The 22,082-nt window shown below is 45.8% G+C and carries 19 protein-coding genes; 5 read left to right on the forward strand and 14 right to left on the reverse strand.

Features of this window, described 5'->3' with window-relative positions; all coding sequences use genetic code 11:
- Positions 1-13 precede the first annotated feature (13 nt).
- The 13 genes from ftsZ to WS34_RS00905 form a co-directional block, all read right to left on the reverse strand.
- Positions 14-1,309: a cell division protein FtsZ gene (gene ftsZ, locus WS34_RS00845; protein WP_046402515.1), complete on the reverse strand. Its 1,296-nt coding sequence runs from the start codon at positions 1,307-1,309 to the stop codon at positions 14-16.
- A gap of 33 nt (positions 1,310-1,342) precedes the next feature.
- Positions 1,343-2,512, reverse strand: a complete 1,170-nt coding sequence (locus tag WS34_RS00850; protein ID WP_046402516.1) for a cell division FtsA domain-containing protein — start codon at positions 2,510-2,512, stop codon at positions 1,343-1,345.
- An 11-nt stretch (positions 2,513-2,523) separates the two neighbouring features.
- Positions 2,524-3,249 carry a cell division protein FtsQ/DivIB gene (locus tag WS34_RS00855; protein WP_046402517.1) on the reverse strand — a complete coding sequence of 242 codons (726 nt, stop codon included), beginning with the start codon at positions 3,247-3,249 and terminating at the stop codon, positions 2,524-2,526.
- A gap of 28 nt (positions 3,250-3,277) precedes the next feature.
- Positions 3,278-4,666 (reverse strand): UDP-N-acetylmuramate--L-alanine ligase, encoded by a 1,389-nt coding sequence (murC, locus tag WS34_RS00860; protein WP_046402519.1) that lies wholly within the window; start codon positions 4,664-4,666, stop codon positions 3,278-3,280.
- Between the two features lie 15 nt (positions 4,667-4,681).
- Entirely contained in the window at positions 4,682-5,779 is a 1,098-nt protein-coding gene (murG, locus tag WS34_RS00865; RefSeq protein ID WP_046402522.1) for an undecaprenyldiphospho-muramoylpentapeptide beta-N-acetylglucosaminyltransferase, read from the reverse strand.
- Positions 5,780-5,847: 68 nt separating this feature from the next.
- Complete coding sequence (locus WS34_RS00870) at positions 5,848-7,329, reverse strand: FtsW/RodA/SpoVE family cell cycle protein (protein WP_046402524.1); 1,482 nt, start codon at positions 7,327-7,329, stop codon at positions 5,848-5,850.
- A gap of 33 nt (positions 7,330-7,362) precedes the next feature.
- Positions 7,363-8,712: a UDP-N-acetylmuramoyl-L-alanine--D-glutamate ligase gene (gene murD / locus WS34_RS00875; RefSeq protein ID WP_286693578.1), complete on the reverse strand. Its 1,350-nt coding sequence runs from the start codon at positions 8,710-8,712 to the stop codon at positions 7,363-7,365.
- A 112-nt stretch (positions 8,713-8,824) separates the two neighbouring features.
- A complete protein-coding gene (gene mraY / locus WS34_RS00880; protein ID WP_013611608.1) occupies positions 8,825-10,075 on the reverse strand; it encodes a phospho-N-acetylmuramoyl-pentapeptide-transferase in 1,251 nt (416 codons plus the stop codon).
- A gap of 19 nt (positions 10,076-10,094) precedes the next feature.
- Positions 10,095-11,558: a UDP-N-acetylmuramoyl-L-alanyl-D-glutamate--2,6-diaminopimelate ligase gene (locus tag WS34_RS00885; RefSeq protein WP_046402526.1), complete on the reverse strand. Its 1,464-nt coding sequence runs from the start codon at positions 11,556-11,558 to the stop codon at positions 10,095-10,097.
- A 35-nt stretch (positions 11,559-11,593) separates the two neighbouring features.
- Positions 11,594-13,699 carry a PASTA domain-containing penicillin-binding protein gene (locus WS34_RS00890; protein ID WP_046402549.1) on the reverse strand — a complete coding sequence of 702 codons (2,106 nt, stop codon included), beginning with the start codon at positions 13,697-13,699 and terminating at the stop codon, positions 11,594-11,596.
- A 5-nt stretch (positions 13,700-13,704) separates the two neighbouring features.
- On the reverse strand, positions 13,705-14,085 hold the full coding sequence (locus WS34_RS00895) for an FtsL-like putative cell division protein (RefSeq protein ID WP_013611611.1): 381 nt from the start codon (positions 14,083-14,085) through the stop codon (positions 13,705-13,707).
- A gap of 18 nt (positions 14,086-14,103) precedes the next feature.
- Entirely contained in the window at positions 14,104-15,012 is a 909-nt protein-coding gene (gene rsmH, locus WS34_RS00900) for a 16S rRNA (cytosine(1402)-N(4))-methyltransferase RsmH (protein ID WP_046402528.1), read from the reverse strand.
- A 12-nt stretch (positions 15,013-15,024) separates the two neighbouring features.
- The gene (locus WS34_RS00905; protein ID WP_046402530.1) at positions 15,025-15,471 is read right to left on the reverse strand and encodes a division/cell wall cluster transcriptional repressor MraZ; all 447 of its coding nucleotides are present in this window, start codon (positions 15,469-15,471) and stop codon (positions 15,025-15,027) included.
- Positions 15,472-15,949: 478 nt separating this feature from the next.
- Here WS34_RS00905 and WS34_RS00910 point away from each other — a divergent pair, with 478 nt between their 5' ends.
- The 5 genes from WS34_RS00910 to WS34_RS00930 all read left to right on the forward strand — a co-directional run bounded on the left by WS34_RS00910 (position 15,950) and on the right by WS34_RS00930 (position 20,682).
- Entirely contained in the window at positions 15,950-16,528 is a 579-nt protein-coding gene (locus WS34_RS00910) for a hypothetical protein (RefSeq protein WP_046402533.1), read from the forward strand.
- A gap of 11 nt (positions 16,529-16,539) precedes the next feature.
- Positions 16,540-16,989, forward strand: coding sequence for an SsrA-binding protein SmpB (smpB, locus tag WS34_RS00915; protein WP_013611625.1), 450 nt, complete (start codon positions 16,540-16,542; stop codon positions 16,987-16,989).
- A gap of 175 nt (positions 16,990-17,164) precedes the next feature.
- Positions 17,165-17,671 (forward strand): TlpA family protein disulfide reductase, encoded by a 507-nt coding sequence (locus WS34_RS00920; protein WP_013611626.1) that lies wholly within the window; start codon positions 17,165-17,167, stop codon positions 17,669-17,671.
- A gap of 249 nt (positions 17,672-17,920) precedes the next feature.
- Entirely contained in the window at positions 17,921-19,228 is a 1,308-nt protein-coding gene (locus WS34_RS00925; protein ID WP_013611627.1) for an acetyl-CoA hydrolase/transferase family protein, read from the forward strand.
- A 101-nt stretch (positions 19,229-19,329) separates the two neighbouring features.
- A complete protein-coding gene (locus WS34_RS00930; RefSeq protein WP_041557241.1) occupies positions 19,330-20,682 on the forward strand; it encodes a deoxyguanosinetriphosphate triphosphohydrolase in 1,353 nt (450 codons plus the stop codon).
- 49 nt (positions 20,683-20,731) lie between these two features.
- On the opposite strand, the gene WS34_RS00935 is transcribed toward WS34_RS00930, so the two are convergent.
- The coding region (locus tag WS34_RS00935) for a serine protease (protein ID WP_286693579.1) at positions 20,732-22,082 on the reverse strand (1,351 nt) is incomplete at its 5' end.

Below are 22,082 nucleotides of genomic sequence, written 5' to 3' on the forward strand. Positions count from 1 at the left end.
TTCGTTTATTTGTTTATTCTTCATCACTAAAAAGCGTACCGATCTTTCGTTTGAGCCATCCGTTCGTATCGGGCACTTCATTGACTCCCCGCTGGCTCCGCTCAAAACGGTCTACCCGTCGGTTAGATTCCCGTTTCTGTTTTCTCGCCCGTTCTTCTTCCTGTCTCTGACGGCGCAAACGGGCTTCTTCCTCCAGTTCGGCCGGATTCATGACCTTCATCTCCAGATCGTCGGGCAAGGGCTCCACCTTAAAATAGGGCTTTTTAGCCGATGTCGTAGTTGCCGTTTCTATTTTCTGCCCTGTTGCAGCAGTAGCTCTTCCCCGGTTATTGTTAAATCCGGTAGCGATCACCGCTACCCGCAGTTTATCCCCCAAGGTCTCGTCTTTACCGGTCCCCCAAATCACATTCACATTTCTTCCTACTTTCTCCCGCAACGAATCGGTAATCAGACTGATTTCATCCATCGTGACTTCCTTTTCGCCGTAAAGCATATTCAACAGAATATTAGAGGCTCCCCGAATATCGTTACTGTTCAACAAAGGCGATATCAAAGCATTCGTCAAGGCTTCCATCGCCCGGCCTTCTCCTTCCGCTTCAGCCGCTCCCATCAAAGCTACCCCGCTATCCCGCATCACGCTCTCGACATCGGCAAAATCGACATTGACATACCCTTTTACGGTAATGATTTCGGCAATACTCTTCGCCGCAATCGTCAGAACGTTATCGGCCATAGCAAAAGCATCGGACAACTTCAGGTCGCCGTATATCTCCCGCAACCGTTCATTGGCAATAATCAGCAAAGCATCTACATATTCTTCCAGTTCATCGATACCGGTCATCGCCTGTTCGATCTTGCGTTTGCCTTCGAAGCTGAAAGGCACGGTCACGATACCGATGGTCAGAATACCCAATTCCTTCGCCTGCCGGGCAATTTCAGGAGCGGCTCCGGTACCCGTCCCTCCCCCCATTCCGGCAGTAATAAACACCATCCGGGTATTATGTTCGAGAATCGTCTTGATAAAATCCATACTCTCGATAGCTGACAGACGTCCTCTTTCGGGCTGGCAACCAGCCCCGCGTCCTTCTGTCAGCTCCTTCCCCAACTGGATCCGGTTTTTTACCCGGCTCTGGCGCAAAGCTTGTATATCCGTATTACAAACGACAAATTCAACCCCATGAATTCCCTGCCGGAACATATGGTTTACGGCATTACTTCCACCTCCGCCGACACCGATCACCTTAATGATCGATTCTTCTTGAGTTGCATCAGGTAATTTCAATGAAATCAGGTCGTCTTCAATTTCCATAACTTGAAAAATAAAAGTTAAACATTCCGGAGCCTAAATACCGAAGATCTTACCGATTCTTCTGACAATCTTTTCTCCAATACCATTAGGGGTCTCCTTCGGTTCTTGCCGGGCACAAAGCAACAATCCCAGAGCCACCAGATACTCAGGTGTCCGCAACACTTCTTCCCGGGGTGCCTGAATCCGACGTGCCGCAGCACTTTCTACAGGATGTCCGGACATCCGCCGCAACAATTCATCTACATCCTGCAACCGGCTGCCTCCTCCTGTCAACAACACCGGATCTTCGACATCATCGAATCCCCATTGCTGCAACTGGAAAATCACACCCTCCAGCAATTCTTCGCACCGACTTTGTATAACCGTAGCCAAATCCCGGCTTTCCAACGTTAAGCGGGTATCCGGTATCGGCAATTTTTTATTTTTACAGATCGACCTTAAGGCCTGTCCGTATTCGTGTTTCAACTTACGGGCTTGTCCGAAACTCAAGGCAAAAGCAGCCATCGTATCGGTATCTATCGTCCGTACCCCGATCGGCAAATGCGCTTCATATTCCAGCATTCCATCACGGAAAAGGACGACGTTCACTCCCATCGCTCCCAGATCCACCAAAGCAAAGTCACGTTCAGCCCGTTCTACATCCAGCGCTTCAGCATAAGCACGAACCGCCGGATAAAACTCTATCTCCTGAATCCCGCTTCCCTCGAACAGTCCCTGAATATCGGCCAAATAATCATAATCGGCCAGATATACCTGATAAGTCACCTCCAGATTCCGTCCGCTTCTACCCAGCGGATCGGCGATCATTTCCCCGCGGTCGATCGCATAACCTACCGGCAGGATATCCACCACTTCATCTTGTCCTCCGCCATAAGCGTCTATGCAACGTTGTTCTGCCCGGAATAAATCACTTTGTTCAACGACTTTCTTTTGTATAGGTACGACTATTCTTCGTTCGACGATCCGCAAAACAGCTCCCGACAAGGCCACATTCATCACCTCGATTTCCCGGTCTTTCATCAGCTCCGACATCAGGCTACGAATACACATTCTCACCTTCTCCTTATCCTTGATTACGCCATGTTCGACGCCTTGTGAGGCCATAATCTTTATTCCTTTCAAATAGCAAACGCTCCCTTCTCCCGAAGCCAGCGCCATGACCATTTTTTCAGATCCCATATCCAAAGATGCAGTCCAACCCATAATCTGCTATATTATCTTTTAACACATACTATCTGATTCTTAAACTTCAGATTTATTTCTTTATATACGTTCCATCCCTTTAAAACTATACCTTCCCGAAGAAAAAGACGTAAATTTTCCAATTTTTCGTTCATATCGTCCAAAGTCCCCAATACAATCCTGAAATTCCCGACTTTCGGGATCAGTACAACTTCATTTCCTTTTTCGACAACGATCTGTTCCACCAAAGCATCCCAGAACTCATCATTCCGTAAAGTCATTATAAAAGGGTATAAACCATCACAAGCAAACTTTCTGGATATATTTCCGGTAGCCACGACTACGCGTGACGTATATTTCCGGGACAACGGCATGATTTTACCATCTTCATCCACATAATAACCTTCACCTGACATAATTCTCAGTACAGGCTTTCGTTGTGTGATTTCTACATGAAAATAACCGTCCAAAGTGTAGTAAACCTGAGCCGACTTAATCACCGAATTTCTGACCAGAATATGCTCCAAACTGTCTTTATCGACACTGACTATATTGCATCCCCCGATATCACCATATCCGCGTTTAATAATCCCCAACACTTCCGTCTCGTCGATAAACGCATTTTCTTCGGTACCGTCAACGACAACCTGCAAACCCTCACATTTTACCTCCCTCAATTTTGCCGATGCAAAGGTAAACACAATTATCAGGTATACAAACAAACTGACAGATAATATGTAAGGCAATGCTTTTTTCATTTTTCCCTGCCTTTATAGCTTTTAGTCTTTAACTTTTTACTTTCTGCCTTTTTACCTTCTCCCCAATCTCTCCCACCAACCGATCAATATCCCCTGCTCCCATCGTCACCAATATACCTCCCTGAAAATCAGGTATAATCTGTTGTAACAGTTCCTCTTTTGTCACAATATTCCCCGGAACAGTAAGCCTTTTCCGGATCACTTCCGCAGTAATTCCCGGAATAGGTCGTTCCCTGGCCGGATAAATCTCCAGTAAAACCACCCGGTCGGCCAAACTCAGGCTCCGGGCGAAATCCTCCTGAAAATCCCGGGTCCGGGTATATAAATGAGGCTGAAAAACCACCGTCATCGGCCGATCAGGCCACATTTCCCGGACAGAACGCAGCGTAGCTTCGATCTCCCGCGGATGATGAGCGTAATCGTCGATATAAATGGTCTTTTCGGTATACACTTGTATATTAAAACGCCGGGCTACTCCCTTAAAGTCAGGCAGTGCTCTCCGGATTTCCTCAGGCTGTACTCCGGCTTCCAAAGCCAACGTAATGGCTGCCGTTGCATTTTCAACATTCAACCGCCCCGGTATTCCCAGTATCAATCCTTCGATATCTACCCCACGCCCATGATAATCGAATACATAACGTCCCTGTTCGATCCTCAACCCATCGGCATACCAATCGGCTTTCACCTCTACGCCGTAATAACCGGTTACCTGCGTCTGCTTCAACTGCAATCCTTTTCTCAGAAACAGTCTCCCGCCCTGTGGGTTCACTTGTCCGGCAAATGCTTCGAAAGCCTCCAACAGATTGGCTTTATTCTCATAGATATCCAAATGATCTTCATCCATTGCCGTAATTACCGCTATTTCCGGACTCAGATGTAAAAACGAACGGTCGAATTCATCTGCTTCGATAACGATATACGAAGAATTACGATCCAGCAATAGATTAGTTCCAAAATTCACCGCTATTCCACCCAAAAAAGCATTACATCCTACAGTTGAATTTTTTAACAAAAAAGCAGTCAGCGTAGATACCGTCGTTTTCCCATGTGTACCGGCTACACAGATCGCCTTTCCTTTCCGGGAAATCATACCCAGGACCTCCGCCCGTTTATGCAAATCGAAACCCGCCCCTACGAAATAAGCCCGTTGCCGGTTATCCCCGGGTATCGCCGGAGTATATACCACTAACGTCGTCGTTTTATCCCGGAATTCAGCCGGAATCTCTTCCTCTTCATCGATATAATTAATCCGGATTTCTTCTTCAGCCTGCATTTTTTGAGTCAATGCCGAAGGAGTCCGGTCATAACCGGCCACTTTGTACCCTTTAGCCTTAAAATAACGGGCCAAAGCACTCATACCTATTCCTCCGATACCCAGGAAATAAACGTTTTTTATCGTCTGTTCTAACTCAACCATAATATTTTCAAACACTTAGCCGATCACCTTCAATATTTCTCTCGCAATTTGCTCATCCGAATCCCGGATAGCCAATTTCGCTATATGCTTTTCCAGCTCTTTTCGTTGTTTTTCATCCGATAGCAAACCGGTGAGCACCTGTTCCAACCGTTCTTCAGCTTCCGCATCCCTGATCATGACAGCAGCCCCTTTATCGACCAGCGCCATAGCATTCTTTGTCTGATGGTCTTCTGCCACATTAGGCGAAGGAATCAATACTGCTGCTTTTTCCAATAAGCAAAGTTCGGATATTGTCCCTGCTCCGGCACGGGCAACGACAATATCCGCAGCAGCATAAGCCAAATCCATCCGCTTCAGGAAAGCCAGTAATTTTACATTTTCCGGTAATTTACCCTCCAGCTGTTTTTTCAGATTCTCATAATAATAACTACCACACTGCCACAATACCTGTACCTCTTGCCACTGTCCTATATCCTTTAAACAACGCATCACCGCTTTATTCAATGTGCCGGCACCCAAGCTTCCTCCGGTCACCAATATCGTCTTCTTCGAGGCATCCAGTCCATAGAATTCTATCCCTTCAGCCCTGATTTCCCGGGCCTGTAACAGATCTTTCCGTACCGGGTTACCGGTAAAGATAATTTTCTTTTTTTCAAAAAAACGCTCCATCCCTTCATAAGCCACACAAATCTTACAAGCTTTCTTCGCCAGTAGTTTATTCGTCACCCCTGCATAGGAATTCTGTTCCTGCAAAATCAAAGGAATACCTGCTTCTGCAGCTACCCGTCCGATCGGCCCACTGGCATATCCACCGACTCCCACCACAGCATCGGGTTTAAACTCCCGGATAATCTTTCTGGCTTTACGCAGACTCTTCCAAAGATTATACAATACTTTCACATTTTCCAGAGTCAGTTTACGTTTTAGTCCCCTCACCGGTAATCCTTCGATGCGATAACCCGCTTCAGGCACTTTTTCCATCTCCATCTTCCCCTCGGCCCCGACAAACAAAATCTCGATATCCGGTTGCAACCGCTTCAATGCATTCGCAATCGACAACGCCGGAAAGATATGTCCTCCGGTACCTCCTCCGCTAACAATCACTCTTTTCATATCACAAAAGTATTAATCTATCTTCAAATCAAAAATCCGTATATAACTTAAATTTATAAACTTCCAATTTATCTTCCCCTTCGCTTCAGCTCATTCAATACTTCCCGGCCTTCACTTTCCAACTCGTCCCTGATCTCTCCGATTCCTTCCTCACCGAGAATATCGAAATCCCGATCTTCGTCGTACTCTGCCGGTTTTCTCCCCCGCCGTCTTCCTGTCGGAGGCGTTACGGTCCGGGGTTGCATCTCCGGCAATTCCCCATCTTCCACTTCATCGACCAGCACTTCCTCGGGTTCGTATTCTTCCCGTCTGTTCTTCCGCCCCTGTTTTTCACTTTTCATCTTCAGCCGTTCGCTCTCTTCCTGTTCACCCTCCGGTGAAAAGGTATGGGCAATACTGAGAATCACGCCGAAAGCTGCACTGGTAAACAAGAGCGACGTACCTCCCATACTCACCAAAGGCAAGGTCTGTCCGGTCACCGGTAATAACCCCACACAGACTCCCATATTGATCATTGCCTGTAAAACGATCGTCAACCCTAAACCGACAACCAGCAAAGCCGGAAAAATATCCGGCATACCCCGATCATTCAACACTTCCTTCCTCATGCTCTTTCGCCCGATCACTCCTACCCGGAACAAAATCACCGCATACAGCAACATGATGAAAGCACCGCCTCCCAGTCCGTATTCTTCAATTACAATAGCATAAATAAAATCAGAATAAGGGTGAGGCAAAAAATTACGCTGCGTACTGTTACCGGGTCCACTCCCCATCAATCCACCCTTAGCCACCGCAATACGAGCCTGTACCGACTGATAGGAATAACCGTCTCCATCCTCTCCGCCTTTGGCAAAATCTGTAATACGGTTAACCATCGTACCGATCCGTCCCCATTCTTTCACCTGAGGCACATAAATTCCCAGAATCAACACCAAAGCAATCGCCGCCAAAGCGGTTCCCAAGGTCATCGCCAACAACCGCCAGCGCATCCGGGCTATCATAAACAGGATAAAACATACTGCCCCGATCAAAGCCGAGGTAGAAAAATTATCCATAAAAATCAACAAAATCACCGGTCCCACAAAAAGCAGAAACTTCTGTAAAACGCTATCGTCACAATGCGTGTCGGTCTGAGCCTCGGACAAAATCCGGGCTGTAAACATCATGATAGCGATTTTCGCCAGCTCGGAAGGCTGAAAAGTAAGACCGATCAAAGGCAAACGGATCCATCGCCCGGCTCCGTTGATATTCGTACCCCCAAAAGCTGCACAAACCAACAAAATCATAGATACGAACAACAACACTCCGGCATATTTATAAAAATACCGGTAATGAATCGACTGTACGATAAACATCACTCCAAAACAGCCTCCGATCAGAAATAATTGCTTGATCAGATAGAAAAACGTATTCCCCGCCTTCTCGTTATAAGCCAGACGTCCTGTAGAGGAATACACCACCATGACAGAAGCGATCATCAGCATGATAACGATATACCAGAGAATCTTATCTCCCTTAAATGCTATTTTTTCTTTCCAGTCGTTCATTTCAATCGAATCCAGGTTTCAGTTCACAATTCCCTACAGCTCTTTTACGGCAGCTTTAAAAAGTTCGCCGCGGTTTTCGTAATTTTTGAACAGATCGAAGCTGGCACAACAGGGAGAAAGCAGAACCGTATCTCCTTCCACCGCATACTGCCGGGCAGCTGCCAGCGCATCTTTCAAACTATGTGTATCGACTACCTGACAAATTCCGGAAAAATTATCGATCAATTTCCGGTTATCCACGCCCATACAAATCAACACTTTGACTTTTTGACGTACCAGATCGAACAAGACACTGTAATCATTTCCTTTATCCGTACCTCCGGCAATCCAAATCACCGGAGTAGTCATACTATCCAAGGCATACCAGGCAGAATCGACATTGGTGGCTTTCGAGTCGTTGATATAAGTCACACCCTCCACTACCCGCACGGTTTCGAGCCGATGTTCCACCTGCGGGAAGGTCCGCAATCCTTCTGCGATTTTTTCGTCCGAAACGCCGACCTGCATACAAGCCAGAATCGCAGCCATCGCATTATAGATATTGTGTCTCCCCTGAATACTGATCTCCTGTTTGGCGATCCGGAACTGCCGGTTTTCCAACCGTACGACCACCTCTTCTCCTTCCATCCAGGCACCGCTTCGACATGCATTTTTCTCCCATATACTCCGGTCAGCATAAGTAAATCCGGCCATCCGGGGCACAACTCTCACCTGCCGGAGTTTATGCCCTACCGCCTCGCTATCCAAACCGTAAATAAACAAATCCTGAGGACGCATATTATTCAGTATCCGGAACTTCGAATCGATATAATTTTCGAATTTATGGTCGTACCGATCCAAATGATCCGGGGTTATATTCGTCAGAACGGCAATATCCGCCCGGAAATCAAACATCCCGTCGAGCTGAAAACTCGAAAGCTCGACGACATACAGCGGATGTGCATCCTCTGCCACCTGTGCAGCCAGACTACGCCCCACATTTCCGGCTAATCCGGCATCGATCCCCGCTGTAGTCAAAATATGACAAGTCAGCAAGGTAGTCGTCGTTTTCCCATTGCTCCCGGTAATACACACCATTTTCGCCTCCGTATGCCTGCCGGCAAATTCGATTTCCGAAATCACCTCGATTCCCCTTTCGCGCAGAACTACGACCATCGGCACCGTATCGGGAATCCCAGGACTCTTTACCACCAATTCAGCAGCAAAAATCCGATCCATCGAGTGCTGCCCTTCTTCAAACGCAATCCGGTGTGTAATCAATTCGTCCCGATAAGATTCAGCCAATTTTCCCTTATCCGACAAAAATACTTCATATCCTAAATGACGGCCCAACAAGGCTGCACCGACCCCACTTTCTCCCCCTCCTAAAACCACCAATTTCATAGACTTCAATTTTTATATTTATTTTCCTCCCTTTCTTTCCCCTCCTTCTATCCCATAACTTCCAGCCTTCAGCTTATAGCTTATCGCTTTTAGCCTTTCAGCCTTTTACTTTCTACCTTATCTTCAGCGTCACAATCGTCACCACCGCCAGAATAATACCTATAATCCAAAAGCGGGTAACAATCTTAGGTTCGGGTATACCTTTCTTTTGAAAATGATGATGTAAAGGCGCCATCAAAAAAATCCTTCTTCCTTCTCCGAATTTCCTTTTCGTATATTTAAAATAACTGACCTGCATCACGACAGACAGATTCTCCATCAGGAAAATCCCGCACAAAGCCGGTATCAATAATTCTTTATGAATGATAATAGCAAAAACGGCAATGATCCCTCCCAATGCCAGACTTCCGGTATCCCCCATAAACACCTGGGCCGGATAAGAGTTATACCACAAAAACCCGATCGTCGCTCCGATAAAGGCAGAACCGAATACCACCAATTCTCCGGAATGCGGAATGTACATGATATTCAGATAATCGGCATAGACCATATTCCCCGACACATAGGCCAGGATTCCCAGCGTCGCTCCGATAATCGCCGACGTTCCGGTAGCCAGACCATCCAGACCATCGGTCAGATTCGCCCCATTCGACACAGCTGTAATGATAAAAATAGTAACCAAAACAAACAACAGCCACCCCAGCTCGTCGGCATATTTTCCCGCAAAAGAAGTAAACCAAGCATAATCGAACTCGTTATCTTTAAAAAAAGGAATAGTTGTTTTCGTCGATTTGATATCTTTCGTACGGACCTGCTGGGTACCCTCAGCAGAAAATCCTTCATCCACCGTACTGGTCACCACACCGATTTCACTCACCGCAGCCCTCTCCCGGATGACGACCTCATCATTCATATAGAGGGTCAGTCCGACAATCAATCCGAGCCCTACTTGTCCGATCACTTTGAAACGGCCTTTCAACCCTTCCTTATGCTTCCGGAATACTTTGATATAGTCATCGGCGAAACCGATCAATCCCAACCATATTGTCGAAATAATCATCAGTTGGATATAGACATTATCCAAACGGGCGAACAAAAGTACCGGGATCAGGATAGCCAGTAAAATAATGATCCCCCCCATCGTCGGTGTTCCTTTCTTCTCCATCTGGCCCTGCAAACCCAAATCACGGATTTCCTCCCCGATCTGCTGTCTCTGCAGCATCCGGATCACTCTTTTCCCCACCACGGTAGCAATGATCAAGGACAAAATAATAGCACAGGCCGAGCGAAAAGTGATGTATTGAAACACCCCGGCTCCCGGAAAATCAAAACTCTCTAAATATTGAAATAAATGATACAACATTACGTTTAAAAGTTAGGAATTAGCGATTAGAGAGATCAAAAATCTCCCGGATAACTTCCTTATCGTCGAAGTGGTGTTTTACTCCTTTCACTTCCTGATAATTTTCATGTCCTTTACCGGCAACCAATATGATGTCTCCTTTTGAAGCCATACCAATCGCTTTCCGGATAGCCTCTTTCCGGTCGGTAATGGCTTCTACCCGGTACTGAAATCCTTCTTTCACTCCGGTCAGCATATCACGGATGATCTGTTCGGGATCTTCACTCCGCGGATTATCGGAAGTGAGGATGACATGATCACTATAACGGCAAGCTGCATCAGCCATCTCCGGACGTTTGGTCTTATCGCGGTCGCCTCCGGCTCCCACAACGGTAATCACCTGATTATCTCTGCCCTTCAATCCGCAAATCGTCGACAATACATTCTCTACAGCATCCGGAGTATGGGCATAATCGACCACCGCCATCACTCCTTCGGTCGAAATCAAAGTTTCGAAACGTCCGGACACCGGCACCAGCAAACTCACATATTCCAATACGTTCTCTTTCGTGAACTCCAACAAACGGGCTGCAGCATATACTGCTAACAGATTGTAAGCGTTGAAATCACCGGTAAACTTGGTCCACACTTCTTCCCCGTCGAGCCGGAGCAAGGTTCCGTCCAAATGTTTCTCGATCGCTTTAGCTGTAAAATCAGCCATCGTCCGGCAAGAATAGGTATATCGGTGTGCCCTGGTATTCTGCAACATCACCAGGCCATTTTTATCATCTGCATTAGTCAAAGCAAAAGCATGGGCCGGTAAACGGTCGAAAAAAGCTTTCTTCGCTTCGATATAAGCCTTGAATGTTTTATGATAATCCAGATGATCGTGCGTAATATTGGAAAAAATAGCCCCGTCGAAATCCAGACCGGCAATCCTTTTCTGATGGATCGCATGCGAACTGGCTTCCATAAAACAATACCGGCATCCGGCATCTACCATCCGCCGTAATAATTCCTGGATAGACAGCGCATCCGGAGTTGTATGTGTCGCCGGAATCTTTTCCTCCCCGATATAGTTACATACCGTCGACAACAGTCCGGCCTTTTCTCCGGCCAATCGAACCAGTTCGTACAACAAGGTTGCCGTCGTCGTCTTTCCGTTTGTCCCCGTCACCCCGACCAGTTTCAGTTCCCGGGAAGGATTATCCCAGTAATTCCCGGCCATTACTCCCAAAGCCTCGGAGGTATCTGCAGTCCATATATAAGTTACCTCTTCCGGTCTGTTTTCCGGCAATTGTTCACACACTACCGCAACAGCCCCGCGGGTCAACGCTTTGTCGATAAAAGCATGTCCGTCCGCATTGACTCCTCTCTGAGCGATAAATACATCCCCCGGTTCGATTTTGCGTGAATCGAAATGGATATGTCCGATCTCCCGGTCGGTATCCCCATATACTTTTCCGACATTCACTCCGTTTAATAATTCCTTTAATTTCTTCATCTCTTTGTGCAGCCCTGGCCGCGTTATTTAATCTCTTATCTTAATTCAATCCGGATATAAGACCCTTTGGGAACTTCCGCCCCGGGTTGGAGCGATTGCCGCTGTACCATTCCGGCACCGGAAAAATCGACTTTCAAACCGGAATTTTCCAATACGTACAGTGCATCCCTCAAACCCATTCCCTTCACATTCGGCACCGATGAATAGGAAATCCGCCGGGGTTTGATCACGATATTTTCCCCTTCGTTGCTGGCCGTGACCACCCAATCGGCACCATCCGCATCCCTCACCCCGTCTATATCCATATCCAATTCATCGAAAATAGTTCTAAAATCTTCTTTCAGGCCATTTTTACATACCGGCAAAGTTTTATCCGCTTCATATTCGGGTTTACCGTATTGTACGTATGCCATAGAGTAAACCTTATCGGCAATTTCCCGGAAAACCGGAGCCGATACAGTCGTGGCATAATAACCGTTCGTCGGATTATCGATCACGACAATACAGGAATACAAAGGCCGTTCGGCAGGGAAATATCCCACGAAGCTCGCCCGGTAACGTCCACCTCCATATCCGCTCGACCCGCTTGCCAAACGGGCTGTACCCGTTTTACCGGCGATCCGGTATTTAGGCGTATAAATATTCCGGGCCGTACCGTTTTCGACGACTCCTTCCAACATATCTTTTACCTCGTTCAACGTCTTCCGGCTACAAATCCTTCCCCCGACTTCCTCCGGCTCGAAGGATTCCACTACCTCTCCCCGGTTCCGGATCTCTTTTACCAGGCGCGGACGCATCCGCTGACCGTCATTGGCTATGGCATTATAAAAAGCCAGAATCTGCAGAGGAGTAACTTTTAATTCATACCCGATACTCATCCAGGGCAAACTGATACCGCTCCAGCTTTTATCTTTGGGATATTTGATATAAGGCTCTATCTCTCCCGGCAGACAAATACCGGTTTTCTTATCCAACCCCATAGCATACCAGCGGTTTACAAATTTCTCCGGCCGGTCTTTATAATGATCATACACCAATTTCGCAATACCGTTCGACGATTTTTCCATCATCTGCTTCACCGTCACTTTCCCTAAACCATCATGCGATTCGGTCAGATAACGGTCATAAAATTTATATCTCCCTGAAGTACCCAGGTCGATCGTATCGTAAGGAGTGACACACCCGTCCTCCAGCAAGGCGATCATAGTCGCTGCTTTGATTACAGATCCCGGTTCACCGGCACCACTGATAGCAAAATTCTGGTTTTCAATATATACCCCGTCCTTTCTGGCCAGGTTGGCGATTGCTTTGATATCCCCGGTTTTCACTTCCATCAGGATAGCCGTACCGTGTGTCGCCTCGCTTTTCTCCATCTGTTTTTTCAGGGCATGCTGCACGATATCCTGATAATCCACATCTATCGTGGTCACGACATCGTGTCCATCTACCGGTTCCTTACGGGTAATGACCATCCAGGTCCCCGACATCATCCGCTTGATCCCCTGTCCGCATTCACCCTTCAACTGGTTTTCAAAAGTAGCTTCCAGTCCTACCCGTCCTTCCCTTTCCCCGGTCTCCGATTCGTTCAGATAACCGATCGTCCGGCCGGCTAAATTCACATGGGGTTGTAATCTTTCGTCATTGACTATAGCCTGAAAACCACCTTTATTCTTTCCCAGACGGAAAATCGGGAATTGACGGATTTGTTTCAACTCCTTATGATTCACTTTACGTTTATTGATCAGCAAATAACGGTCGGGACGAGGTTTCCGATTGCGGGCACCCACCAGCTTATCTTTATAAAAAGCCTTACTTCCATCCTTAAAGAACCGGGATAAACACAAAGCCAGACTATCCACTTCAGCATCGAACACTTTCTTATTCACTGCAATAGGATCGAAACGGAGTTCATAAAAAGGAACCGAGGTCGCCAGAATCCGACCGTCGGCTGCCCAGATATCTCCCCGGTTGGGTTCTATTTTGACAGGCTGCACCGGCACATTTGCCGACGCCATCTTCCGCCACTTTTCCCCTTCCACAGTCATTACTGCACAAGCTTTAGCCAGAATCAGACAACCGAACAGTACGATAAACACATAAACAATTATGGTTCTCCACGTTATGTCATCCTTTATTGCCATTTCGATCACCGATACAATTTTACCGGAGGTTCTTTACTCTCCTCCAATGCTAATCCTTCATTTTTTATCCGTTTGATAATCTCCGATTGCTTGCGCATCAACATCAAATCCGCTGCTGCAGAAATCGACTCGAAACGCAGATCGGTTACTTCCTTTTCCAGAAGAACCCTCTCCCGATGCAGCTTTTCAGTAGAATATCCATTGGATATATACCAAATCCCTAAAAAAGTAGCAAAAAGCACAAACCGGATATTCTGCCGCAGTTTTTCTGCGAGCAGACTTCCCTCCAATACACTTTTCACCGAGGACGCCGTTTTGGCCTCCTCTTGCCTCTTCTCCTCCACCGGCACATCTTCCGTTACCTTTTTTCTACTAAAAACTCCCATCTCTTTCCTTATTGTCTCTTAATCCTTCTTTCTCGCAATCCGAAGCTTTGCACTCCTGGCCCGCGGATTACGCACGATTTCCTCTTCCGAGGGAACGATCACTTTCCGGTTGACCAATTCAAAGTTATGGTGTACATGACCGAACACCAGATCCTTTTCCAATTTACCTTCCGCATTCCCGGCCTTCAAAAAATTCTTCACAATCCGATCTTCCAGAGAATGATAGGTAATAATCACCAATCTGCCCCCCGGCTTCAATACCTCCATCGCCTGTTGCATCATCTCCTCCAAAGCTTCCAGCTCCCCGTTCACTTCTATCCGTAAAGCCTGATAGACTTTTGCCAGATATTTTTTTTCTTTCAACTTCGGAATACAAGGCAAAATAATCTGATAAAACGCCTCGGAAGTTTTTATTTCCTGATTTGCCCGGGCTTTCACGATCAAATCCACCAACCTCCGGGCATTCTCCACCTCCCCGTAATTCCTGAAAATAGCGGTCAACTGTTCTGCATCGTAGGTATTCAGCACGGTAGCGGCTGTCAGCTTACTCCGTTGGTTCATCCTCATATCCAATTCCGCTTCGAACCGGAACGAAAATCCCCGGCCGGCTTCATCGAATTCATGAGAAGATACCCCCAAATCCGCCAGAATGCCATCCGCTTCTTCATACCCATAATAGCGCATAAAATTACGCAAATATCTGAAATTATGATTCACAAAAATAAAACGATCATCTTCCGGCACATTAGCCAAAGCATCCTCATCCTGATCGAACCCCAGCAAACATCCCTCTGCATCCAATCGTCTCAATATCTCCCCGGAATGTCCTCCACCCCCGAAGGTCAGATCCAGATACACACCTCCCTGCCGGATATCCAATCCATCGACAGACTCTTTCAGCAAAACCGGTACATGATATTCGGACATATCTATCGTATATTAGTTTTTAAAAATTTCTTCCGCCATCGCCCCTAACTCTTTTCCACTAATCGCCACCTCCTCATACACCCTGGCGTCCCACACCTGTATCATCGAATCCTGCGCAGCCAACACCATCTCCTTATCGATACCGATCTCATCCAGCATCTTCCGGGGTAGTAAAATCCGGCCATTGGTATCCATTTCCACCTCCTGCGTTCCCCGACAAAACTCCCTAAAAAAAGCCGCATGTTTAGGATCGAACAAATTCAGACGGGCACGTACCCCCGCAATCATATTTTCCCATTCCTGCAAAGGATACATATCAATGCACTTCCCGAAGACATTTTTCCGCAAAACAAAAAACGTCTGTTGCGAAGCCACCATCACTCTCCGGAAAGAGGCAGGCACCACAACCCGACATTTGCTATCAGCTTTACAGGTATAATCTCCGATAAATGAAGCCATCGTATTACCAATTAATTCTATAACAACTTATTACAAACATACACTACTCCCGAAAACAAGAGGTGGATTTGTGATGTAAAGTTAGGAAATATTTCCCACTTTAAACCACTTTATCCCACTTTTTTATTAAAAATAACGTATTCCCAAGCGGAACAAGGGATACATGTATTTGGCAACACCCGTACCCCGATTTTTAATCAGAGAACGGATAAGCCTTTCGAAGGCTATGCTTTCCCTAAGGTTCCTCCATACATCAGCTACTATAAAATCAATTTAAACCTATATTAAATCCAGATTAAAACCAATTTATCTAACTTTTGATGTGGATTTAACCTGGATTTAATCTGAATTTAATCTGAATTTGAAGATACGAATCCCAGGCGCATCCCTTAGGCATCCCTAGCTTTGTCTTCCCCGGACAAAGTATCTTCAAAAATTCCTGTTGTTTTTCAGGAAAAATTAGATATTTTTGTCTGGCATGAAAAATATTAATTTCAAATATCTATACCGACGCACCGAACAATTGCTGATGGTTCCGGAGACTGTATGGCCGGAAGCCCTGGATGAAACTAATTCCGGAAAGGAATTGTATCGGAATTATCTGATTCCCATCACTATGGTTATCTCGATAATGGTTCTGTTGATCAATCTGATCAATTATAATTTTTGGCAAGCTACCGGTCTGACAATCATTAATCTGATAGCAATGCTCATCGGTAACTGGTTCGCCTATCTGATTACACGGGAATATTTGTGCCGGAAACTCTCTTTCGATACGAACCTGGCCTTAAATCTGACCGTATACAGTGGAGTGATTTTCATTATTTTTCATAGTATTGGAAATGCTCTGGGAAATATTTTTCTAGGCCAACTTTTTACGTTGCTCAGTTTTATTTTTATACGGACGCTTTACAAAGGACTTGGCCAAATCCCCCGATTGCATCCGGGCCAGAAAACCAATATTCTCGTCATCAGTTCCCTGGCGATTATTTGTATTCCAGTCATTATCAATCAACTTTTGATGATCATCTTTGGAATTTCTGCTTTCAATATTTAATTTTTCAGTTTATGCCTAACGAAGTCAATATACGAAACAAACGAGCCTCCTTCGACTACGAATTTCTCGAGGAATATAATGCCGGCATCGTACTTACCGGTACCGAAATTAAATCTATCCGGGCCGGGAAAGCCAGTCTGGTAGATTCCTACTGCTTTTTTAACCGGGGAGAGTTGTGGGTAAAAGGGATGCATATCGCCGAATACAAACTAGGGACTTATTACAATCACGAAGAAAAACGGGAACGAAAACTACTGCTCACTCACAAAGAGCTGATCAAACTGCAACGTAAAGTGAAAGAATCCGGCCTGACCATCGTACCGGTGAAAGTTTTCCTCAACGAAAAAGGATACGCCAAACTCCGGATCGCCCTGGCTAAAGGCAAAAAGGAATTCGACAAGCGGGAAAGCCTGAAACTGAAAGATGCCAAGAAAGATATGGAGAGGGCGATGAAAAGGTAAAAGGCTAAAAGCTATAGGCTAAAGGCTGTAGGCTAAAAGCTATAGGCTAAAGGTTATTCGAGGAGATAAAAGAGAGAGGTTAAAAAGTGGGGAGATAGAAGTTGAGAGAAAGGGCTGTAACCGTTATAACTGAAAAAACAAAGGATAGACTTGAATACTAAAATTCTGATAAACAATGAAAAACACAATTATTTTACTGACCATGCTATTATTCAGCGGTATTGGATTTGCACAGGAAAGCAACAACGGCAAACAGTTGTGGGCAAAATCTTTTCTGAACGAAAAGGCACCGGAACTAACCGTAGAAACCTGGATTTCTAAAAAACCCGATACTGAGGGAAAATTCGTCATCATCGACTTTTGGGCTACCTGGTGTGGTCCCTGCCGGAAAGCAATTCCCGAGCTCAACGAGATTGCCAAAGAATTTTCGAAAGATGTCGTCGTTATCGGCATTTCGGACGAACCGGTAGAAAAGATTAAAGCGATGAAAGAACCCGTTATCGAATATTATTACGGAGTAGATACTAAAAAAACAATGGACAAAATCCTGGAAATCAAAGGTATTCCCCATGTCATCATCATCGATCCGAAAGGTATTGTCCGCTGGGAAGGTTTTCCTCTGCTCGAAAATCATAAATTAACCCCGGAAGTCGTTAAAAACCTGATCGAAAAATACAAGTAAACTAAAAAGGACGATTCTATACTTTACAGATAGAGTTGTCCTTTTTCACCATACTATTGATTATATATATCCGATCCGCAAACCATTACAGCAGTTTTGTCCGGTATTCTCCCCTATAATTTTATTACGCAACAAATTCTACACACAATTTACTCCCACTTTTTACCTTTTACCTTTTACTTTTTACTTTTTATTGCCTACCTTCGCATCGTTTGTGAGTGAAAGATTTTAATCTAATATAACAACATTATGGTTCAAGGTATAAAAACAGTATCATTTGAAGAAGCTGTCAAAGTGGTGAAATCGGGCGACCGGATTCATATTCACAGTGTAGCTTGTGCACCTCAGGGTTTGATCCAGGCTTTGTGTGCCCGCGGACGTGCCGGAGAGCTGAAAAACATTAAATTGCAACATCTTCATACGGAAGGCGCTGCTCCTTATGCAGAGCAGGAATTTGAAGGTGTATTCCAGCTGGAATCGTATTTTGTCGGCCACAACGTACGGAAAGCGACTCAGGACGGTTGGGCAGACTATATTCCGGTACACCTCAGTGAAACCCAGAAATTAATCCGTATGGGGATTACTCCGGTAGATGTGGCCATGATTCAGGTATGTCCTCCGGATAAACACGGCTATGTATCTATGGGTACTTCTGTAGATGCCACCCTGGCTGCCGTTCAAACGGCTAAAACAGTAATTGCGGTGATCAACCCTAACGTGCCGCGTGCCTGGGGAGATGCCATCATCAAATTATCCGATATCGATATCTTCTGCGAAGACAACACTCCGCTGATTGAAGCTAAACCGGCACAACCATCGGAACAGGATATTCAAATCGGTAAAAATTGTGCCGGCCTGATCGAAGACGGTGCTTGTCTTCAAATGGGAATCGGAGCTATTCCGAACGCCGTATTGTCACAGCTGGGTAACCACAAAAATCTGGGGATCCACACCGAAATGTTTGCCGATGGAGTATTACCTCTTTATTATAAAGGAGTAATCAACAACCTGAATAAAAAATACGATAAAGGGAAAATCGTTTCTACTTTCCTGATGGGTTCTAAAGCGGTATATGACTTTATCGACGACAACCCGGCAGTAGCTATGATGGACGTAGGCTATACCAACGATCCTTATATCATTGCCCAGCAACCGAAAATGACTGCCATCAACTCTGCACTTTCTATCGACCTCACCGGCCAGGTAAACGCCGACTCTCTGGGATGCAAATTCTACAGTGGTTGTGGAGGACAGTTGGACTTTATCCGGGGTGCAGCAGCCAGTGAAGGAGGTAAACCGATTATCGCCATGCCGGCTATCACAGCCAAAGGGATCAGTAAAATCAGTCCGACCCTGTTGAATGGCGCCGGAGTGGTGACCACCCGTTTCGATGTGCATTATGTCGTTACGGAATACGGGGTAGCCGACCTATATGGAAAAACCTTACAGGATCGCGCTAAAGCCTTGATCCGTATTGCTGCTCCTCAATGCCAGGAAGAACTGGACAAAGCTGCATTCGAACGCTTCGGAAGTCACTTCCACTTCATTACAAAATAAAAAGTAACCTTATACAAAGAGGCTGTCCCCAAAGTATAAACTTTTTGGACGTCTCTTTGTTTTTCAACCTATTATTCGATCTTATCTTCATTGCTTTACCTATGGATTGGAATCAACTTTTATCAGCCCATCGTTATCATCCGGGAAGTACCACTTCGTTGTTTCATTCGCACGACCGTTCGCAATTTCAACGGGATTACGACCGCCTGATATTTTCATCTCCTTTCCGTCGCTTACAGAATAAAACGCAGGTATTTCCCCTTCCGGGTAATATTTTTGTTCACAACCGTCTGACTCACAGCCTTGAAGTAGCTAGTGTAGGACGTTCGCTCGGAAATAAGGTCAGCCAATTCCTGAAACAACAGCAAGTAGAGATCGAAAATCCGGAAATTCTGGAAGAAATCGGAACCATTGTCAGCACCGGTTGCCTGGCCCACGACCTGGGGAACCCTCCTTTCGGCCACTCGGGCGAAGAAGCGATTTCCTATTTTTTCAGTGAAGGTGAAGGCCTGTATTTCAAAAAATTGCTTTCCGACGAAGAATGGAATGACCTAAGCCATTTCGAAGGTAATGCCAATACCTTCCGTCTCCTGACCCACAGCTTCAACGGACGCCGCCCGGGAGGCTATACCATGACCTATACCACCCTGGCTTCTATCGTCAAATACCCCTTCGAATCGACAAAAGCCAATCCCAAAGGATTCAAATACGGTTTTTTCCAGAGTGAAAAAGACATTTTCCGGCAGGTAGCCGGGGAACTGGGAATCCGCCAGCTCGGTGACCATCCGCTGCAATATGTACGCCATCCGCTGGTATACCTTGTCGAAGCCGCTGACGATATCTGTTACCAGATTATGGATATCGAAGACTCACATAAACTACGCATACTTTCTTATGACGAAACCGTCGCTATTCTGGAAAGCTTTTATGACAAAAATGAAGACAAAGAAGATCTGAAAATCATCACCAAAACTTTCAAGACGGTTACCGACAAAAACGAACGGATTGCTTTTTTGAGAGCCGGAATCATCAATAAGCTGATCAATGCCTGTGCCGACGTATTCTGCCAGAATTACGAAGCGATCATGAAGGGTGATTTCAACAGTACCCTGATCAAACAAGTCAGCGGAACGAACAAAGAAGCCTACGATGCCTGCACCGCCTTAGCTTACGGACGAATCTACCACACGAATATGGTAACCCAGATTCAAATTGCCGGTTTCAAAATACTCGGAACCATCCTCAAAGAATATACGGATGCAGTACTGAAACCGGAAACTTACTACGCCCGGAATATCTTATCGATCATGCCCGAACAATACAAGGTCAGTAAGGCAGATTCTATGTATACAAAGATTCAGACCGTAGTGGATTACGTCTCCGGCATGACCGACTCGTATGCCCTGAATCTCTATCGCAAAATCAAGGGGATCGATTTACCGGAGATTAAATAAGCAAAGACAGCAATCCAACCGACCTTGGAATCATAGAGGGGAACAATCATCATTTATTTGTTAAAATCATATCTTTCAAGTAGTTGCATGTACCCCAGTCGAAGTTTTCAATTCGGACTACCAGGCCCTGTCCCGGACTGACCAACAATGTACAATAGTCATTCTTTTTCAAATTTACTTTTGCCGCCGCAAAAATATCCAGCAATCCGTAAATAAACAGTATATCCTTTGCTTCGTTCCGCAGCCATCTTTTCATGTCTTTGGTTTGTTCCTGCCGGAAAGTAACGTTTTTCCAAGGCATATCGGATGCATACAAAAAAGAACGGTCGTGAATATCCTTCGGTACCCATTCCCGGTAAGGCCGGACAAAATGAGTATAACTTCCCGTTTCGTTCAGGGCCAGCCACGACATCGGCTCACGGGCATATAATGTGCTGTCACAAAAACGGGCCGGATCGGATACGGTAATCAAATGTTCGAAATAAAATGCCGGATTATCATATTCCTTATCGGGAATCAGTTCCTTCGATACGGCTCCGTAAAAGAAAGCCGGCCGGTATTCGAGGATGGTCAATTGCAGAGCCCGCAAAGAAGATCCTACCCGCCGGAAATCCAGTCTGTGTTCACGGCTATATGCTTCGAACAAGGGTAACAGGCTGTCCAAATGCCGGAAACAGTAACGCTGAAAATCCTTTATATCGAAATTCAGTTCACTACCGGTCGGAAAAAAAGAAAAACCGCCGCCATTCATGCCCATTTGGATCCCCCCTCCTCGAAACATTTTATTCGGTTTTCCCAACCTGACCTGATAGCGACCGACTCGTTTGTCAGGCGAATCACTACATAAAGGAGTATTGAATAAAATGGTCTGCCGCACATCTTCCGGATAATACCGTTTGTGAAACAAAGCTTCCAAACCACCCTGACCGTTTCCGGTAGATACCCGGTAGTTGGAAGAGTATAGTGCCGTTTCCAGACTTTTTATGACAGCGTGCAGGTCGGCTGCAATTTGCGGCAAAGTCAGCGTATGCCAGTCGATCGTACTGTCAGGCCGGCTACGGCCGCAATAGCGGGTTTCCAGGATGACCTGATTGGCTTTCAGCAAAGTCGCGGCTTCTGTCCAGTATAAAGAATCAATAGTTCCTCCGGATGTGACAAATACCACGGCTGCCGAATCGGAGCGGTGCAGGAGACAAAATTGCTGCCGGAAGTTGCCTTTTTCCGGATGATTATGGTCATAAGGTTGCCGGATGAAACAACGGAAATACTCTCCGTATATGGAATCGCAACCCGCTTCTACCGAGACAATCTCCGGAATGGCGTTCAAACGTTCTCTCAGATTTTTCCCCTGAACGGTTCCGGTATACATTTCCAGAACCCCGATCATAATACTAATCCAT

Source organism: Odoribacter sp. N15.MGS-14, from assembly GCF_000980245.1.
GTDB classification, from domain to species: Bacteria; Bacteroidota; Bacteroidia; order Bacteroidales; family Marinifilaceae; genus Odoribacter; species Odoribacter splanchnicus.

Excerpts from the sequence above, each read along its gene's own strand:
- mraY (WP_013611608.1), bottom strand. The coding sequence starts at position 10,075 with ATGTTGTATCATTTATTTCAATATTTAGAGAGTTTTGATTTTCCGGGA.
- WS34_RS00925 (WP_013611627.1), top strand. The coding sequence starts at position 17,921 with ATGGTTCAAGGTATAAAAACAGTATCATTTGAAGAAGCTGTCAAAGTG.
- WS34_RS00870 (WP_046402524.1), bottom strand. The coding sequence starts at position 7,329 with ATGAACGACTGGAAAGAAAAAATAGCATTTAAGGGAGATAAGATTCTC.
- WS34_RS00895 (WP_013611611.1), bottom strand. The coding sequence starts at position 14,085 with ATGGGAGTTTTTAGTAGAAAAAAGGTAACGGAAGATGTGCCGGTGGAG.
- murG (WP_046402522.1), bottom strand. The coding sequence starts at position 5,779 with ATGAAAAGAGTGATTGTTAGCGGAGGAGGTACCGGAGGACATATCTTT.
- ftsZ (WP_046402515.1), bottom strand. The coding sequence starts at position 1,309 with ATGGAAATTGAAGACGACCTGATTTCATTGAAATTACCTGATGCAACT.
- WS34_RS00930 (WP_041557241.1), top strand. The coding sequence starts at position 19,330 with ATGGATTGGAATCAACTTTTATCAGCCCATCGTTATCATCCGGGAAGT.
- WS34_RS00890 (WP_046402549.1), bottom strand. The coding sequence starts at position 13,699 with ATGGCAATAAAGGATGACATAACGTGGAGAACCATAATTGTTTATGTG.
- WS34_RS00885 (WP_046402526.1), bottom strand. The coding sequence starts at position 11,558 with ATGAAGAAATTAAAGGAATTATTAAACGGAGTGAATGTCGGAAAAGTA.
- WS34_RS00910 (WP_046402533.1), top strand. The coding sequence starts at position 15,950 with ATGAAAAATATTAATTTCAAATATCTATACCGACGCACCGAACAATTG.
- murC (WP_046402519.1), bottom strand. The coding sequence starts at position 4,666 with ATGGTTGAGTTAGAACAGACGATAAAAAACGTTTATTTCCTGGGTATC.
- WS34_RS00855 (WP_046402517.1), bottom strand. The coding sequence starts at position 3,249 with ATGAAAAAAGCATTGCCTTACATATTATCTGTCAGTTTGTTTGTATAC.
- WS34_RS00850 (WP_046402516.1), bottom strand. The coding sequence starts at position 2,512 with ATGGGTTGGACTGCATCTTTGGATATGGGATCTGAAAAAATGGTCATG.
- rsmH (WP_046402528.1), bottom strand. The coding sequence starts at position 15,012 with ATGTCCGAATATCATGTACCGGTTTTGCTGAAAGAGTCTGTCGATGGA.
- smpB (WP_013611625.1), top strand. The coding sequence starts at position 16,540 with ATGCCTAACGAAGTCAATATACGAAACAAACGAGCCTCCTTCGACTAC.
- WS34_RS00905 (WP_046402530.1), bottom strand. The coding sequence starts at position 15,471 with ATGGCTTCATTTATCGGAGATTATACCTGTAAAGCTGATAGCAAATGT.
- WS34_RS00920 (WP_013611626.1), top strand. The coding sequence starts at position 17,165 with ATGAAAAACACAATTATTTTACTGACCATGCTATTATTCAGCGGTATT.
- murD (WP_286693578.1), bottom strand. The coding sequence starts at position 8,712 with ATGAAATTGGTGGTTTTAGGAGGGGGAGAAAGTGGGGTCGGTGCAGCC.